This window comes from Bacteroides sp. Marseille-P8574, assembly GCF_902825465.1.
Taxonomy (GTDB): Bacteria; Bacteroidota; Bacteroidia; order Bacteroidales; family Bacteroidaceae; genus Bacteroides; species Bacteroides uniformis.
The window spans coordinates 1,776,636-1,794,808 of sequence record NZ_CADEBE010000001.1 but is presented as its reverse complement, the minus strand read 5'-3'; the positions used below and the strand labels follow the sequence as shown (position 1 = coordinate 1,794,808).

Annotated in this window: 12 protein-coding genes; 8 read left to right on the top strand and 4 right to left on the bottom strand. The window is 43.5% G+C overall.

What is annotated here, in order from left to right; translation table 11 throughout:
• Positions 1-16: 16 nt before the first annotated feature.
• The 6 genes from HUX74_RS07850 to HUX74_RS07825 all read left to right on the top strand — a co-directional run bounded on the left by HUX74_RS07850 (position 17) and on the right by HUX74_RS07825 (position 8,219).
• Entirely contained in the window at positions 17-2,479 is a 2,463-nt protein-coding gene (locus HUX74_RS07850) for a glycoside hydrolase N-terminal domain-containing protein (protein ID WP_174646460.1), read from the top strand.
• 96 nt (positions 2,480-2,575) lie between these two features.
• Positions 2,576-4,072: a 3-succinylated cholic acid synthase gene (gene bas-suc, locus HUX74_RS07845; protein WP_174646459.1), complete on the top strand. Its 1,497-nt coding sequence runs from the start codon at positions 2,576-2,578 to the stop codon at positions 4,070-4,072.
• Between the two features lie 4 nt (positions 4,073-4,076).
• The gene (locus HUX74_RS07840; RefSeq protein WP_174646458.1) at positions 4,077-4,709 is read left to right on the top strand and encodes a hypothetical protein; all 633 of its coding nucleotides are present in this window, start codon (positions 4,077-4,079) and stop codon (positions 4,707-4,709) included.
• A gap of 104 nt (positions 4,710-4,813) precedes the next feature.
• The gene (locus HUX74_RS07835) at positions 4,814-5,368 is read left to right on the top strand and encodes a cob(I)yrinic acid a,c-diamide adenosyltransferase (protein ID WP_117964246.1); all 555 of its coding nucleotides are present in this window, start codon (positions 4,814-4,816) and stop codon (positions 5,366-5,368) included.
• Between the two features lie 70 nt (positions 5,369-5,438).
• Positions 5,439-5,660, top strand: a complete 222-nt coding sequence (locus HUX74_RS07830; protein ID WP_002558131.1) for a DUF2795 domain-containing protein — start codon at positions 5,439-5,441, stop codon at positions 5,658-5,660.
• A gap of 129 nt (positions 5,661-5,789) precedes the next feature.
• Positions 5,790-8,219: a DEAD/DEAH box helicase gene (locus HUX74_RS07825; RefSeq protein WP_174646457.1), complete on the top strand. Its 2,430-nt coding sequence runs from the start codon at positions 5,790-5,792 to the stop codon at positions 8,217-8,219.
• Position 8,220: 1 nt separating this feature from the next.
• Here the strand turns inward: HUX74_RS07825 and HUX74_RS07820 are convergent, their stop codons facing one another.
• On the bottom strand, positions 8,221-8,718 hold the full coding sequence (locus HUX74_RS07820) for a GNAT family N-acetyltransferase (RefSeq protein WP_117964244.1): 498 nt from the start codon (positions 8,716-8,718) through the stop codon (positions 8,221-8,223).
• 159 nt (positions 8,719-8,877) lie between these two features.
• Between HUX74_RS07820 and HUX74_RS07815 the strand changes: the two genes are divergently transcribed.
• Positions 8,878-9,438, top strand: coding sequence for a porin family protein (locus HUX74_RS07815; RefSeq protein WP_117964243.1), 561 nt, complete (start codon positions 8,878-8,880; stop codon positions 9,436-9,438).
• Positions 9,439-9,621: 183 nt separating this feature from the next.
• Here the strand turns inward: HUX74_RS07815 and HUX74_RS07810 are convergent, their stop codons facing one another.
• The 3 genes from HUX74_RS07810 to HUX74_RS07800 all read right to left on the bottom strand — a co-directional run bounded on the left by HUX74_RS07810 (position 9,622) and on the right by HUX74_RS07800 (position 14,614).
• The gene (locus HUX74_RS07810) at positions 9,622-10,104 is read right to left on the bottom strand and encodes a hypothetical protein (RefSeq protein WP_117964242.1); all 483 of its coding nucleotides are present in this window, start codon (positions 10,102-10,104) and stop codon (positions 9,622-9,624) included.
• A gap of 232 nt (positions 10,105-10,336) precedes the next feature.
• Positions 10,337-13,225, bottom strand: a complete 2,889-nt coding sequence (locus HUX74_RS07805) for a hypothetical protein (protein ID WP_174646456.1) — start codon at positions 13,223-13,225, stop codon at positions 10,337-10,339.
• 441 nt (positions 13,226-13,666) lie between these two features.
• A complete protein-coding gene (locus HUX74_RS07800; protein ID WP_117964240.1) occupies positions 13,667-14,614 on the bottom strand; it encodes a site-specific integrase in 948 nt (315 codons plus the stop codon).
• Between the two features lie 333 nt (positions 14,615-14,947).
• On the opposite strand from HUX74_RS07800, the gene HUX74_RS07795 reads away from it, so the two are divergent.
• Positions 14,948-18,115, top strand: a complete 3,168-nt coding sequence (locus tag HUX74_RS07795) for a hypothetical protein (RefSeq protein WP_174646455.1) — start codon at positions 14,948-14,950, stop codon at positions 18,113-18,115.
• Positions 18,116-18,173 lie beyond the last annotated feature (58 nt).

The following is an 18,173-nucleotide window of genomic DNA, read 5'->3' as shown; positions in this document are numbered from 1 at the left end:
AGAATCAAAAAACAATATGAAGACACTTGCCACTCTATTTCTGCTTGCAGCCTCGTTGCTGCTTCGTGCAGCCGATGCGCCTGCCGACAGTTGTAATCATCAGCTATACTATACATCGCCCGCCGCTATCTGGGAGGAGACTCTTCCTTTGGGTAACGGACGCTTGGGCATGATGCCCGACGGAGGCATTCTCCGTGAGCACATTGTGCTGAATGAAATTTCATTATGGAGCGGAATGGAGGCGGATTATAGCAATCCGGATGCCTCGAAGAGTCTGCCTGCCATTCGGCAACTGTTGTTTGAGGGAAAGAACCGAGAGGCACAGGAACTGATGTACAGCAGTTTTGTTCCGAAGAAGCAGGAGACTGACGGGAGATATGGAACCTATCAGGTATTGGGTGATTTGGATATAGATTTTACCTACAATTCTTCATTATCCATTCTCAATTCTCCATTAAACAACTATCGCCGTTGGCTCAACTTACGCGATGCGGTGGCATACACGGCTTTCAGGCTGGAAGATGTCGATTACCGCCGTGAGTATTTTGTTTCCCGTGACCGTGATGTCATGCTGATTCATCTGGTTGCCGGACATGAAGGGACTCTGAACTTCTCTGCCCGTTTGAGCCGTGCAGAACATAGCCTGGTGACTGTCCAAGGGAACACCCTTTTGATGGACGGCATGTTGGAAAGCGGTAAACCCGGTTTGGACGGTATGAAATACCGTGTGGCGATGCAACTCGTGCAGAACGGTGGTGAATCATTTGTCAGCCCGGGAAATGGTATCTGCTTGAAGAACGGGCAGGAAGCCTGGTTGATACTTTCTGCCACTACCTCCTATGCCGCTGCCGGTACAGACTTCCCGGGCGAACGCTATGCGGAAGTCTGCGACAGCTTGCTCCGTCCTTTCACCACCCCCGTTAATTCTCCATGTTCCATTTTCCATTCTTCATTATCCAACCATGTCACTGCCCACCGTTTCCTCTACGACCGTGTTTCCTTGACGCTTCCTGCCACGCCGGATGATACGCTCCCGACGAACGAGCGCATCCTCCGCTTCACACAGCAGGAGTCGCCGGCATTGGCTGCTTTGTACTATAACTACGGACGCTATCTGCTCATCAGCAGTACACGCCCCGGCAGTCTGCCGCCCAATCTGCAAGGACTCTGGGCAAATGGAGTATCGACTCCTTGGAACGGGGACTATCATACGAACATCAATATCCAGATGAACCACTGGCCTTTGGAACAAGCCGGTCTTTCCGAACTCTATCAACCGTTGACAACGTTGATGGAGCGCCTTGTCCCTTCGGGAGAAGCAAGTGCGCATACTTTCTATGGCGATGAGGCAGATGGCTGGGTACTCCACATGATGACCAACGTATGGAATTATACCGCTCCCGGTGAACACCCCTCCTGGGGAGCTACCAATACCGGTGGCGCTTGGTTGTGTGCCCATTTGTGGGAACACTATCTGTATACGCAGGACAAGAATTATCTGCGTCGTATCTATCCCGTCTTGAAAGGTGCCGCCCGGTTCTTTAGTTCCACCACCGTGCAGGAGCCTTCGCATGGCTGGCTGGTAACTGCTCCCACTTCTTCTCCGGAAAACAGCTTCTATGTGCCGGGTGACAGCGTGACTCCCGTCAGCATTTGTATGGGTCCCACTATGGATGTGCAACTGCTTACCGAGCTTTATACCAATGTCATTACCGCCGCCCGCCTGCTGGATTGTGATGCGGACTATGTGGCGAAGCTTGAGGCAGACCTGAAGAAGTTTCCGCCCATGCAAATCAGTAAGGAAGGATACTTGCAGGAATGGCTGGAAGACTATAAGGAAGTGGATGTGCAACACCGCCACGTTTCCCATCTCTACGGCTTGCATCCGGGAAACCTGATTTCGCCGGAGTCCACCCCTGAGCTTGCCGAAGCCTGCCGGATGACCTTGAACCGTCGTGGAGATGAGGGTACCGGTTGGAGCCGTGCTTGGAAGATAAACTTCTGGGCTCGTTTGGGCGACGGAAACCGTGCTTGGAAACTCTTCAAGAGTTTGCTGCATCCTGCTGTCGATACTGCGACGGGAGGTCATGGTAGCGGCACTTTCCCTAATTTGTTCTGTTCGCATCCTCCTTTTCAGATTGATGGCAACTACGGTGGCGCGGCGGGAGTCGGCGAAATGCTGCTGCAAAGTCATGAAGGCTTTATCCATCTGCTTCCTGCCCTGCCGGATAGCTGGACTACCGGCAACTTCCGTGGAATGCGCGTACGTGGCGGTGCTTCCATAGACCTGGACTGGAAGGATGGACGGGCAACGAGGGCTGTTGTTACCGCTCTTGTTCCGGGTAAATTCATCCTAAAGATGCCCACAGGCGCCGTCCGTGCCCAAGTGAAGATAGGAGGACGTACGCATACTTACAAAGAACCGGTATTTCCGTTGGATTTGAACAAGGGAGAGGCGGTGACCATACATTTCTTATAGGAACGTTCCCCTCCGACAAAATTATCAAGTTATTTGTCTTTCGCGTCCGAATACTGTACATTTGCAGTGCATGTAGAACAAATATCTTAGATAATTATGAAAAATAGAGTACGTTTTTTCTTCTTGTTTCTCGGCTTGCTGGGAGCGTTGGCAGTTCATGCACAAATCAATGAGTTGCCACGTTCCACACCCGAGGCAGAAGGAGTCCCTTCCAAGGCTGTCACTGCCTTGTTTGATTCACTGATGGCATTGCCGAAAACAGACATCCACAGCGTGGTGGTGGTGCGTCACGGCAAGGTCATCGGAGAAATCTATCCGGCTCCGTTCGCACCGGAATATCGCCATACCATGTATTCCTGCTCCAAGACCTTTGTCGGGGCTGCCGTAGGGCTGGCCATTGCAGACAACCGCTTGCGCTTGACAGACCGTGTCGGTGCTTTCTTCCCGGAGCTTCTTCCGGATTCGGTTTCCGCTAATCTGGCAGACATGACTGTCCGCGACCTGCTTACCATGACATCGGGTGTCACTCCCGACTGGAATATGCGCAATCTCACTCCCGACTGGATACGTACCTTCCTTGCCAAACCGGTGAAAACTCCGGGCAAGAAGTTTGAATATGATTCGATTAGTACCTATATGCTTTCTGCCATTGTGCAGAAGGTGACGGGCATGACCTTGCTGGATTATCTGAAGCAGAAGCTTTTCATCCCAATGCATATCACGGACGTTGCGTGGGAACTAAGCCCCGAAGGCATCAATACCGGTGGCTGGGGGCTGCATATCCAGAGCGAGTCATTGGCAAAATTCGGATTGCTGCTGCTGAACCGGGGTGTTTGGGAAGGCAGGCAGTTGCTTCCGGCTTCCTGGGTGGAGCAGATGATGACCAGACAGATAGGAGATTATGGCTATCAGATGTGGCTTTGCGAATATCCGGGTGCTGTACGTGCTGACGGGGCTTTGGGACAATACATTCTGATTGTTCCGGATAAGGATATGGTAGTGGTCATTACCGAATGTACATTGATAGACGGTCGTCGGCAGCGTCGTTTGGTCTGGAACCGCTTGTTGCCGGAGGTCGGTGACCAGGTATTAGCGCCCGGTAAGGACTACAAGCGCCTGCAGAAGAAACAGCGTTCTTATCAGCTGCCGTTGGTGCAAGGAAAGGCTGCTTCCTCCCTTTCACAGAAATACGCAGGCAAGCGCATCCTGCTCGGAGAGAACAAATACGGATGGCAATCCATCGAGCTGCAATTCAAGCAGCAAGAAGTAGTGATGACTGTGGTGGAGAAAGACGGAAAGACATACAGTCTTCCGTTTGGCTATAAGCAATGGTCGAAAGCGGCAATTGATGGCTATCCTCCGTATTCGGTTGCTGCAAAGGGGCGTTTTAAGGGTATAGAAGGCCCTTTCCAGGTGGCAGGCAGTTATGCGTGGTCGTCACCAGATGCTTTGCAGCTGAAAGTACATTATGTTAACTGGATAAGCGCTCTTGGGCTTACACTCCGCTTTGAGGATAACAAGGTACTCTTGACTGTTACGGAGAATTATTCTTCGGGTGAAGGGGTGACTTTCGAAGGTACATTAGCACATTAAAATAATGAATCGTATTTTGCTTACTCTAAAACGGCCTTTTATCTGGCTGTACCGTTTTCGGCACCGTTGCGGCTACGGTGTACATTCTCCTTTTGCCTTTAACCTGATTACGCATGTCATTTATGAAAGTACGGCTTATTATAAATATGAAGAGCTGGCCAAGGCACAGAAGCAACTGGAGCTGGAGAAAGATAGACGTTGGAAGTACGAATCGAAGAAAGTAAAACGTCTTCTGTTCCGTCTGGTAAACTATACCCAGCCGGAGACCATTGTAGATGCCGGTACGCTTGCCGCTTCTGCCCTCTATCTGAAAGCGGGGAAGGAGGGGGCGGATTATACCTCGGCTTCCGACCTTTCCGAGCTCTTTCTGGAGAGTGGCGTTCCCGTTGATTTTCTTTATTTGCACGATTATCGTCGTCCCGGTTTTGTAGAGGAGGTCTTCCGCATCTGTTCCGCCCGTACCAGGGGAAAGTCTGTTTTTGTGATTGAGGGTATCCGTTACACTCCGCAGATGTCTGCCCTCTGGAAACGTATGAAGCAGGACGGGCGGGCGGGTATTACGTTCGACCTTTATGACCTTGGTATCCTATTCTTCGATAAAACAAAGATAAAACAAGACTATATTGTCAACTTTTGATTATCTTTAGGCGTTTCAATAGTGATTAGCGGTTAGTGATTAGTGCTTAGCTCCACTTACTGGCTGCTAAACATTAATCCCTAACCCCTAAACATTAATTCCTTATGAAGATATACACTAAAACCGGAGATAAAGGAACCACCTCTCTTGTAGGTGGAACCCGTGTACCCAAAACCCATATCCGCCTTGAGGCGTATGGTACGGTGGATGAACTGAATTCCAATCTGGGTCTTCTCATCACGTACCTGCCTGACGGGAAGGATAAGGATTTTCTGCAGCAAGTACAAGACAGACTTTTTGCCGTAGGCTCTCATCTGGCCACAGACCGGGAGAAAATGGAGCTGAAAGAAGCCAGTATCATCGGCCCGGAGCAAGTGGAAATGGTGGAGCGGGAGATAGACCGTTTGGATACTCTTTTGCCCCCTCTTTCGGCTTTTATTCTTCCCGGTGGAAGTCGCGGTGCGGCAGTTTGTCACGTTTGTCGTACGGTTTGCCGCCGTGCAGAGCGTCGGATTCTTGCTTTGGCCGAGCAGGTGGAAATCGCTTCGGAATTACTGGCTTACGTGAACCGCTTGTCTGATTATTTGTTCGTCCTTTCCCGTAAAATGAATCAAGACGACAAAAAAGGTGAAATATTTTGGAATAATAGTTGCAAGTGAAATAAATTGTTATACTTTTGCCGAAAAATAGAAATAGGACTTAATATTCACAATTTTAATACTAGAGACTATGTATTGGACATTGGAATTAGCATCTAAACTGGAAGATGCTCCTTGGCCGGCAACTAAGGATGAATTGATAGATTATGCCATGCGTTCGGGTGCTCCGCTTGAAGTGATTGAGAATCTGCAGGAAATGGAAGATGAAGGCGAGATTTATGAAAGCATAGAAGATATTTGGCCCGATTATCCCAGTAAAGAGGACTTTTTCTTCAACGAGGAGGAATATTGATACGCTTTAAAAGAAAAAACTTACCGGTATGTCTGGTAATATTTTGAAACATAGGGAGAAGTAATTCCAAGACCGATAACTATGGTTGAAGAATTACTTCTTTTCTTTTAATACCCCCCTACAATAATAATGGATGTACAAGAAGCAACAACACGTCGGTTGCCGGATTTGAAGGAAAGGCATCTGCCTGAAAACTGCCGCGAAGCCGTGAACACGATTTTAAAGGAGACTTACGGCTACGAACAGTTTCGTAATCTTGAGATTTACGATGATTTGTTCAAGGGAAAGGAAAAGCTTTGCATTTCGCAGGGACAGCTGATAGAGAACGTTATACTGGAGGCTGAAGAGGCTTGGAAAGGTGAAACGAAGATAGACAATATATTGTTGACTGCCCCTACCGGTTCCGGAAAATCCATGTTGTTCCAGCTTCCTGCTATCTATCTGGGGAAAGAATATAATCTGCTTACCATCGTGGTCTCCCCTTTGAAGGCGTTGATTGTAGACCAGGTGGAAAGTCTGCAAGAACTGGGGTATATGCGTGTGGCATATGCCTCGTCCGATTTATCGCCGGAACAGAAGATGGAGGTTTATCGGCAGGTGCGTGAGGGGGAGATTGATTTGTTCTATCTCTCGCCGGAATTGCTTCTCTCTTACGACATCAAGCATTTTGTAGGCGAACGCCGCATCGGTCTGGTAGTGGTCGATGAGGCACATACGGTAACGACATGGGGCAAGGAGTTCCGTGTGGACTATTGGTTCTTGGGACGTTACTTGAATACGCTGAAACAGACTCTCGGTTATAGTTTCCCGTTGTTTGCATTGACTGCTACGGCTGTCTGGAACCCGAAAGGGGGTAATGACATGATATTCGAGACTATCCGTTCTTTGCAGATGGAGCCTTGTGTGCTTTATGTAGGTACGGTGAAGCGCCGGAATATTGGCTTTGACATCCATCAGATGGAGATGGAGGACGGGGAGACATATGACAAGGCAAAGCAGCGCGTAGTTGCTGCGCGGGTCGAAAACTTCCTGGACGGTCACAAGACACTGCTCTATTATCCTTTTGCGGGTGGCATCGACATGCGCTTGAAGACGTGGGTGAAGCCGGCAGACTGGCGTCTGGTCGCCTCCTATTATGGCAAGAAGGACAAGGAACAGAAAGCTGCCATTGTGCAGGAGTTCAAGGAAGGAACCAAGAAACTGATTGTGGCTACGAAAGCCTTTGGTATGGGAGTAGATATCAGTGATATAGACCGTGTATATCATGTGGCGCCATCCAGTACGTTTGTCGACTATATTCAGGAGATAGGGCGTGCCGCGCGTGATACGGAGATACAGGGTATTGCCGCTACCGACTACCATGAGCGTGACTTCTATTATATGAAGCGTCTGCATCAGACGGGGAACATTGCCCAGGAACAGCTGGTGCTTATTCTGAGAAAGCTCATGGAAGTGTACCGCATGAAAGGGGAAAAACCGGAAATCATGGTGTCTTTGTCTGATTTCGAGTTTGTGGTGAAACTGCCGCGTACAAAGAACAAGTTGGAGTATGAAGCAGAGTTGGGACAGCTCATCAAGACCGCCTTGCTTTGGCTGGAAGACGATTTGATGCAGCGTTATGGAAGGCATCTGCTTGAAATCAGCCCCAAGAATCTGTTGACAGAAGGATATGTCCAGGACAAGACGGGTGATGTCTTTGCCCGTGAATTCCAGAGCTATCTGACAAAGGTAGAAGGGGAGGACGGGGTTTACGTCGCACGTCTGGAAGCGCTTTGGGAAGAGCGTTTCCCGGAGCTTGGCTACAAGGAGTTCAAACAGAAACTGAATAATGGAACGTTGTGGGAGGGAGCCCGTGCCGTGTCTGTAGGCAAGCATGAGGTGCTGTTGAAGGAAGATGCCTCCGTCATCCGTGAACGGATGGATGCCTTGTTCAAGAGCTTGACAACGATGCTGAAAACGGCATTGATAAAGTCGAAAGGACGTTTTGATGAAGAAGAACTGCGGGCTGTCTTTGCCGAGCATGGCATGGACGTGCGCTCTGCCAAACGCTTTATCGGTTCTCTGCTGGAGAGTCGCACGGAGGAAGGCCGCAGTGTAAGCTATATCAGCAGCGTGAAAAAGAAGGATTCCAATGAACTCTCTTTTACGGTGACCAAAGGCTTTGATTTGCTTTTGTCGCGCTATCAAAAAATGTTTAGCCAACGTATAGTGGGCAGTAAGGGAGACCGCCTGCTGTTTTATTGCACTCCTTTCTCGGACTTGAATATGCTGCTTAATCTGCTTTCTATGCTCGACTGCCTTTCGTTCAGTGTGGAGGGGGGCGGTACGCCTTGCGTATTTGTCCGTTTCAATGACCCCGAAACTCTGCAGGAACTTGCGCTTGGCGATGATTACCGCAATCTGATTCTGGACACCAACGAGCAGGTATTCCAGGAACAGATAGATTTATTCTCCTTCTTCTTTGGAACGGATAAACTGACGGATGAACAGCGTTGGGACTTTATCGAGGATTATTTTACGGGAATGGGAGTGGACGACTTGAAGGTGAAGTTTGCGTAAGCTATCGTTCTGTTTTCTGGAATGCCAGCCGTTCGTCCCCATTGGCCAGAAAAATGATGCCGCAATACTGGAAACCATGTTTCTTCAGTATGTATTGCAGGATGCGGTTGTCTCGGTGGGTATCTGCACGTAGGTTGGGGATTTGTTCGTAGCACCATTGCAGGCAGGCATTGGCCACTCCTTTGCTGTGCTCTGTGCTTGCCAGCCGGTGGATGACTCCGTAAGGCTGTGTGTTTTCCAGCCATTCTCCTTCGTGGATATGTGCATATGTAGGGTCGTTTCCACGGATAAAGGCGAAAGTCCCGATGATTTCTCCGGTATCGTCGGTGCATACGTAACTGTTGCCTTGTTCGATGTCTGCCATGACGAGTTCGCGGGAGGGATAGTTGCCCGTCCATTGGTGCATGTTGCCATCTTTCCGCATGATGCGCTTGGCCTGCTCAAAGATGTCCATAAGGACTTCCAGTTCTGTGGGTAGTGTCTTTCTGATTTCTATCATAGTTTTTATTTTGTCAGCGTGACATTTTCCTTGATTTATGTTGCAAAGGTAATGTGTTTTGTGATTCATTGTTCTCGTAAATGAACAAATGCTGACATATGTTGTTTCTTTAGGAAGAATTTGCATATATTTGTCCCGTAATATTAAATACAATTGATTATGAAAAAGATTTTTAGTGCTTTCATGATAGCTGTATGCTGTATGCTTATGGCTATGCCTGTTCAGGCCCAACTATTGAAGTGGGGTGTTAAGGGTGGTGTGAATATGACGAAAATAGATTGGGATGGCGGATATAAGGGAAACAAGGATAATTCTACCGGTTTCTTTATTGGTCCGATGGCTGAGTTTACCATTCCCATTGTAGGTTTGGGTATCGATGGGGCTTTGCTGTTCTCTCAGCGCGGCAAGGACGAGGTGAAGCAGACAGGACTGGAAGTACCCGTAAATCTGAAATATACCATTGGCTTGGGTAGTTTGTTGGGTATTTATGTGGCAGCCGGTCCCGATTTCTTCTTCGATTTTAAGAAGAAAGACTACGTAGACCGTAAGAAGGCTCAAGTGGCACTTAATTTGGGTGCCGGTGTGAAGCTGCTGAAGCATCTCCAGGTTGGAGTGACCTATCAGCTCCCGATGGGCGACTCATTTACGTGGAAGAATGCGGGTGATGCCATCGGTGCCAAGAATAAGACTTGGCAGGTGTCTGCGGCGTATCTTTTCTAAATGTAGTAAAACGATTTGTGGAATATAATATAAGAAAGGCTCTCCTACAAAAGGAGGGCCTTTCTTGCGTTTTTGATTACTTTTCTACAATTACATCTACTGGGGCAGGTGCATCATTGTGGAGTGGGGTAGCGGCTTCGCGACTAGGCTGTCTGCCGTCTTTGATGGGAATTGAAAAGTTTATCAGATGGCTTTATCACCCATTCCTGAATCTTTCATGCATAATTTCCAATTCCCTAGATAGCGTACTGGTTTAAAGTACCAATTGGTCTTTCTAGTTTCGGTAAAGTAAACGGTGCATCTTACTTCATTATCTTCAGCTTCTTTAAATTGTATATTATCAATTTTATATCTATAGATAGGAAAGAGTTCAAATAATGTTTTAATATGTTGCATGTCTTCATTATCTAAAGGTTCTGGTGCTTGATTAGGAATTTTAGCATCCATTTTGTATAGCATGGCTACAGCTTCGGCATACTCTTTATTTTGGGCTAAAGTCATGAATCGGTTTACAAGCTCAGTCACAGTTGTTGTATCTCGCTGTGAGAGTACCATGATAGAGGATGTTTTGGGGGCAATACTTCCTACTCTTTTCTTTTCTTGTTTACAAGCTGTCATCAAAACAAGTACATACAACAGTATACTTAAAGACTTTATCGTTTTCATTCTTTTATCTACTTTTGTTAGGTGATTTTGGAGGCATATTATTATGATTGGTATCAATAGGCTGGAGCTATATTAAAATATATAGCGAAAAAATGAAAGAGAAATAGCTTCTTCACTTCACTCCAAGTGAACTGACCACATAATTTCAATATGTAGACGTCTTTATAGATTAAAAAGAGTGCCCTCTTTTGAAGGCACTCTTTCTATTGGAGATTTCTATTTAATCTAATGATTAGACAGTTCCGTGAACATCAATAACAATATTAACTTCAATAACACCCCATTTATAAGTTACTTTTACAGGAACTTGAATTTGGTAGCTACCAACTTCATTACCATTGTTCTTATAGTTCAGGATACCCATATGTGTACCATCAATAGACTCTGTAGACGGAGTATATGTTATTTTAATCTTATTACTCTTAGAGCTCAATAACGTTTCACCCAATGTTCCACCATTCAAATTAGTTGTGATATTAGCTTCATCTACTTCAATCTTCTCAACTCCATAGTAAATATAGTAGTTATATCCTTCCGGACTGAACTCATTTTGTTCCTTGTTATTACGCCAGTCCGTAAATGCTAATACCTTGCTGAAGTCAAGCTTGTCACCGTCATTAATAGCATCTTTCAAGCCTTCATTATCCTTAGAAGTTACATTAATAGGGCGTATAAATTTCACATCAAATTCATAATTGCTCAATTTCAAGTCCTTTTTGCATTCGTTTGTTGCAACAACTTTAACACGACCGCAAAGAGTTTCACCATCTTTCATTTCAGTGCGACCAGCATAGTTCAAGATATCTTTTGCGTAATCAGTTTCTTGATATGTCACAGCAGTATTGCTAATTACTGCTATCTTTTGAGAAGCTCCGGTTGGTTGATTGTTCTCCAACTTAGTTGCAGATAAAGTTAATCCATCCGTAGAAACAGATAATCTGTACTTGTTATGTTTAGAAACGCCATAAACATCCTTTATGCGCGGAGTAACGAACTGGAATGTTTTAGTTAATTTATTATCTTGGAAATCTGCATAAACTGCATCTACTCCACTGATAGTAACCTTATTGCCTTCAAATACATTCAAAAGGTCATTTACATAAGTACACTTATCTGCGCCTTCACCCTTATTGGGTACTTTTACGTTCTGATGGATTTCATCATAACCGCTCTTAGCTTCTGTACTACCACTTGCAAACCAAGCATAGTCAAGTTTTGTAGTATTGGCAATAGTACCAGCTGGAGTAACATTGCGTGGACTCGGTGTCCAGTTGAATGTTACATACACATAGTGTGCAGTTTTATTGCTATTCTCCTTAACAAAACGAACGACAGCATTTATACTTGCTTTTTCTGTGAAAAGTTCATAAGCGTCATTAGCTCCTATTGTCCACTGCAATACTTCTGTCATATGGCCTTCCGTATCAGCAGTTGTTTTAGAAACTACCCCAATCTTCTTCGCAACTTCTACTGCATCTGCACTTGCCCCAGTGAATTGCTTTGCATCGCTATCCGTAGCGTCAAGTTTGTAAGTATTTTCAAACTCTTCCTTAGAAATATCAAGTTTAGCTAAAATTTGTTCTTCCACTTGATCCCAAGTTAATTTCTTAATCAAATTATCTTCAGAGCAATTAACGGTATATCCTTCAGTAAAGTTGAACGGATCAATAACAGTAATTTCATTCTCTTCCGGAGTTGTTGTAATTTCAGCTTTAATATAACCAACGGCTACATTTTGGTTCTGTACAGTATCTTTCAAGATGACACGAATCAACGGCATACGACCTATGGTTGCTTTGCTTTGTTCAGCACCAAATGCCTGTTGCTTACCACCTTTGGTTATTTGAGGTCTCAATATAGCACCCTTCCAATTTGCATGGGCACTTTCTGAAGTCTCATTTTGTCCGGCAAAATAACCTACCAATTCATAAATATACTTGAAACCATCTTTCTCAACAAGACCTTCATTTGCATTTTTATCCCAAGCGATATCTTTATTGGTAGTTGTTGTATAGTGTGTTTGAATATATTCAGCAACATCTACACCTTCGCTGTTCCATGCAACTTGAATTTGAGGTTCATTCTGAATAGCTTCAGCAGCAGTCGTATACAAGTGACCTTCTCCGTCAGCATGATTAGGTTGTACTTTTGCGTTTGCCAATACTAAATCTTTGATTTCTTGCGCTTTTACAGCAGCGTAATCAGAAGTAATTATAGTATCTACTTTGGCATCTTTATAATGAGCTTGCAAAGCCAATACTGTTACGAGTCCATCTTTGTCAATGTCTTTAATGCTACCGTCAGTCAATTTTGCTTTTACTCTCAAAACACCTGGTTGGTTTGGAGCTAAGCTTTTACCAATAACTTCAGCTTTCACTACTGCACCTGCAGCTTTAGTGTATTTCTTATCATCGGAGATAAATGTCAGTTCTGCGATATTATTTATATCTACAGTAGACGGATTCATGTGATAATCTGCAGTCAATCCTGGAGTCAAATAAGACAGCGTAGCTGCAATTGTTGCCGCATCTTTAGAAAAATCCGCATCAGCATTAACAACTTTCAATGTCAAAGCATTATATGCAAATGTAGACGCAGACATAGCTTCAATACCTTGATAGTAGAAATCAGGCTTAAACACTAAACTAGTCAATTGACGGCCGATCAGATTTAATGCCTCATTTTGTAATTTAGCCACCTTTTCTGCAAGAGCCTTCAATTCTTCTTGACTTGCTTTACCTGCAATAGCATTGGTCAGTTCAGATTTAAGGTTGGCAATTTGTTCCTCAACATCTTTTAAAGCTGCTAACTTAGCTATTTTAGCTTCTAAATCAGTTTTTAGAGCTTCCAAGTCAGCATCTGTAACAGTACCAGCTCCTGTAGCTTTATCTAAAGCTTCTTGAGCTTTTTTCGCTGCATCTTCTGCACTTGACTTAGCAGCAGCAATTTCACTTTCCAATGCGCTTACTTTGCTATTCAAGTCTTCAGCTGTAGCTTTTTTGTCCAATTGCTCCTGCAAATTATCGATGTCATCATCATAGTCCTTGCAAGACGTGAACGTACTTGTAGTAGCCGTCATCAAGGCCCCAAACAAGATTACACTTAAAAACTTTTTGTTCATAATGAAAACTTTAAATTTATAAATTTAAAAAATGAAAAATAATAAAATCTACGATTACAGTATTTTTCCTCACATTTTTATATATGATTTTTTCCGTTACTTCGCAGGTAACGGGAATCTATATTTAATCAATTGTATAAAAATATGTTTAATACAGTTTCGATACATCTATAATTGTTTATAATATTTTAAATGAATAAAGATAAGGAGGGGCTTATAGGTGGAATTCTTATAATAGGACTAAGAAATAAGATTGAGGTGAAAGAGACTCAAAAGGTTTGCAAGACAGGGGAAAATATAAAGTCTTATTTTGTAGTACTTTGACATAAGAAAAGGTGGTTGAGAAACAAACAAGGCGATCCTTCCCTTCAAGAGAAGTCTCTTGCGGGAGGAATAAATAAGTACATATTTAGACTATTCTATCAATAAAAAGCAAAAAAACTATGCCGAAATTCCATTGCTTTTCACAAAAGAAATTACCTTCTCATTTGCCTCATCAATCTTCTTGTCGTTGAAGGGTTTGAGATAGGTTTCAGTAACATTTATCGATGAGTGTCCCATCGCTTCGGAAATAATTCCAGGGTGAATCTCGCAATAATATGCCATTGTAGCCCATGTGTGTCTTGCCGAATACGAGCTAAGATGTGAACTCATGTTTAAATGTGTTTTTAAAGTTGATAACTGATAGTTAAAACGTCTCAGAGCTGATTGATACTCTTTATAAGCCGCTTCGGTACCCTCCTTGCTATGTAATATTGGAAATAAATAAGGTGAGTTTTCGTCCTTATTGGACACCATGCGTACCAACTGCAAGGCTTCAGGGGACAGAAGTACCCGCAAGGTGTGACCAGTTTTTCTTCTACGATAGGATAATACGTTACCTTGCAAGTCTTTCTTACGCAAAAAAGCCAAATCGACAAACGGAAGACCACGCATCATAAACATAAACACGAATAGCATTTTTGCTTTTTGAAGTCTCGAGGAGGGAATCCTTTTGGACAAATCCATCTCTGTCTCGCAAACTAAAGCTCCTATATCCGAAGCTTCCAATGCTCTTTTCTTGTCCGCTTTAGTTCCCGTATACACATGTTCAAACAACCTGGGAATATAACGGACATATCGTAAATCTACAGCTCGGTTATAAGCCGAACGGATGACTTTCATATAGGTGGAAACGGTATTCCAACTACAATCCCGTTGGCGCAGGTACATTTCAAAACGTTTTAAAACCACTGAATTCAGTTTGCGCAGATGCAAATTCTGATAGTTGTTGAATACGGAAAACACATTCAATGTGGATTGGTAAATATGGGCTGTTCCCCATCTTCCATTTTTCCGAAGCTCTCCAATAATAGTTGACAGCATTTCTTGTAAGGTAATCTCTTTCATCTTCAATTTTAATTATACATTTCTTATTTATAATATGTATAAGGGTAACTCCTCTGTAATACAGAACACACGTACAAATACGCTAATAGCTGGGGCAACAACAATTCCATTAACAAAAAAGTGCGCTTAAATGCAGATTTTTCGATTAATTATAAAAAAACAGCATTATTATTTGCTCATTTATAGAAAAACGATTATGTTTGCACGGAAAATTCCTCCGTTACCTGCGAAGTAACGGAAAATTTTAACAAAAAAATAAGAGAAAGTAATACCAAATATGCGAGATTATTCACTTTTTATTTTTTTAAATTTATAAATTTAAAGTTTTCAATTATGAACAAAAAGTTTCTAAGTGTGATCCTGTTCAGTGCCTTAATGGCTGGTACTGCAGGAACGTTCACGTCTTGTAAGGACTATGATGATGACATCAAGGACTTGCAGGGACAACTGGACAAGAAAGCTTCACTTGATGAATTGAACTCTAAAGTAAGTGCTTTGGAGACTTCTATCGCTGAAGCCAAAACTGAAGCTTCTAATGCTAAAACAGCAGCACAAGAAGCACTGGACAAAGCTAAAGAAGCATTGGACAAAGCAGGACAAGGTGGATCTTCTTCTGAAGAAATTGCAGCCTTAAAAGCCGCTCTGGAGAAAGCGCAGGCAGACTTGCAGAAGCAAATTGACAAAATGGCCTCATTGGAGACTGTGGACAAGAAAATTGCAGATTTAAAGAAAGAGCTTGAAGGAGGCTTCGTTACAGACGAAAAATTACAAGCTTTGGCTGCAAAGGTTGATGCCCTGACCGCTGAGGTGGTTAAATTGATTGGACACCGTCTGACTAGTCTAGCTCTGATCCCGACTCAGCATATCAACGGTATTGCTGCTATGACTTTTACCACTTTGCAGTATACTCCTCAGAAGTATGAGGCAATGCCTACACATACGTCTGATCCTTCGGGCCACACTAACCGTCCTGTGTTAGACCACAAAGATGCCGGTACAGCCCGTTACATCGCTACTGAGAAGAATAAGGCTTATTTCCATGTAAGCCCGAGTGTAGGTGTTCGTACTCAAGATATCCTGACTCCGTCATTTGACTGCATCAAGTCTGAAAATATAATGACAAAGAATGCTGACGGTACAACAATTACAAACAATAGCCCGATCGAAGTTACAGGTCACAATATTGACAAGGAAGGTGTACTGGAAGTTACATTCAAAAAACATTCTGATTTCTTAGGTCAACAGCTCTCTACCACTAAGGAAGGCAATAAGGAGAAATTCTATATGGCTTCTTTGAAAGCTCCTATTTCTGCAGAAAACTATACAGAAGACGAAGCTAAGGATGTTGAAGCTGGTACTATTGATGGCGTTTATGTAAACTCTGAATATGCTCGTATTGAAGAGCTTATCAAATTGCCGTATTTGGCTAACAGCAGAACTGATTTTGGAAAAACCATAACAGGTGAATTCGCAGACGAAATACAGAATGATGGAAACGGTGATTTCTATGTTCACTATCATGACTCAGTATGTCTGTATGAATCAAATGCAAATGCTTTAGTTGACTATTACCAAGCTTATGACCAACCTCTTGATTTAAAGAAATTGGTAAAAGTTTGTGTTAGTGACAAAGCCAATGATCATGCCGCACATGAGGATTTGGTAGACTACAAGGACTATGGTCTGACATTCCGTTTCCGTCTGGCAGAAGCCGCTTATATTCCTGAAAACGACAATGACAACAAGACTGACCAACAAAAATTTGCAGAAATCGATTCTCCGATGAATGGTAAAATGTCTGCTAAAGTATATGACATCCCTGGATCTGCAACAGCCGTAGGTCGTGAGCCTATTGTTTGCGTAGAATTGATCGACTCTGTAAATGGCAATGCATTGGTTGCTCAACGTTACTTGAAGGTTAAATGGACAATGGAAGGAAAAGAACTGGCAGTTCCGTTCAACCCGGTATTGTTCTCTTGTACAGTTAAGAACCTTGTCGATACAGAAATGATGAATACCATGATTTACGACAAGGCTAAAGAAGGTGGTATGACAAAGAACGAATTCCATGCTATCTATACTGAATTCATTGTAGGTGAGGGAGCTGGTACAGCTGAAGATTTGAAAGATCCGGAAGAAGGCGTTGAGTCTCACAATATTTTGTGGACATTAAACGAAGAAGATCTTGGTGTGTTCTGGCCTGGTCAGCAAGAGAAGACGTTCACGAAGACTGTTATCTACAAAGATCCTAAGGGTATCAATGCTGATATTACCGTTGTAATGACAAGAACTGTCTATATGCCTGCTTTGAATGTATGGGGCCACATGGGTACATACTGGAAAGGTGAAAAGGAATATAAGATATTCAACATCAACCCGATCGTTTATGGAACCAAAGAATCTAATCCGGCATGGAATGTTGTTGACGGTACTAACCCGACATGTAACATCTATACTGACTTGTTGAACGGTTTCTTGGATGACAGAGGTGTGAAACCTACTGAAGGTGCTGCTGGCGCTATCTATTATACAGATAAGAATGTAGCTAATACGAAGTTCTATTATCCTGCTTTTGGTCCGATGCAACCTGACCACACTATGCCTGAAAATGCTAACGGCATTTACTATGCAGAAGAAGGCGTAAGATTCGTATTCGATAAGGCAAGAATCGCCAACTATACTTATATTTGGAACGATGGTACTGAAGTGAAGGCTGAGTTGAGAAACAATGATACAGAATTGTGGATTAAGGGAGAATTAGCAGCAACAATCGTAAATCACAAGGCTAACCTTTTGAACGCAGACGAGCTGACGTACAACATCAAGTTGCAAGAAGCTGTTCCTGATCATGCTGTTACAGATTTCACTAATCAACCGACAGAAGCTGCTAAGGCATTGGTTGGTAAGATGGTTCCCATCAACTTGGTTGCTGATCTCTGCAATAATGCAAAGAATGTAGGCATTGTTAAGCAATACGAAGCAAATATTATTGAGCCGTTGCAAGTTAAGAAGGGCGAAATCGACAACTTCGTTGACGCCAAGAACGAAGGTAGCTCAATTGATGTAACTGGTGCATTCACTTACTACTCTTGGAATGACAACAAGCAGATTGTGGAAAACACAACTGGTCTGCCAAAAGCATTGTATGACTTCTATCAAGTAAGAGAAGCTGTTTGGCCGTTGAAGGCTGGTTCTGACAATATTCTGGATGTTACTAAGATCAAGACTAACTTGAAACTGACTGACGGTAACTTGGAACCAGAAGAAGGTTATACAAATGGTAAGTTGCCTGCAAACATTGAAATCAGATATGAAGAAAAAGATATCGATGGTGACGGTGACAAAGAAAAAGTCTTGACTTATTACAACTATAGCGGTACTCCGGTTAACAAAGCTTATAAGCTGTTTATCCCGGTTGAATACGGTTATAAGTGGAAAACTCTCATCAATGTTTATGAGATTACTGTAGCTCCTAACTCTGGAACTCCTGGTACACGATAAGTAAAGATCGTTAGATACTGATATATTAAAGGGTATTCCTTAATGGGATACCCTTTAT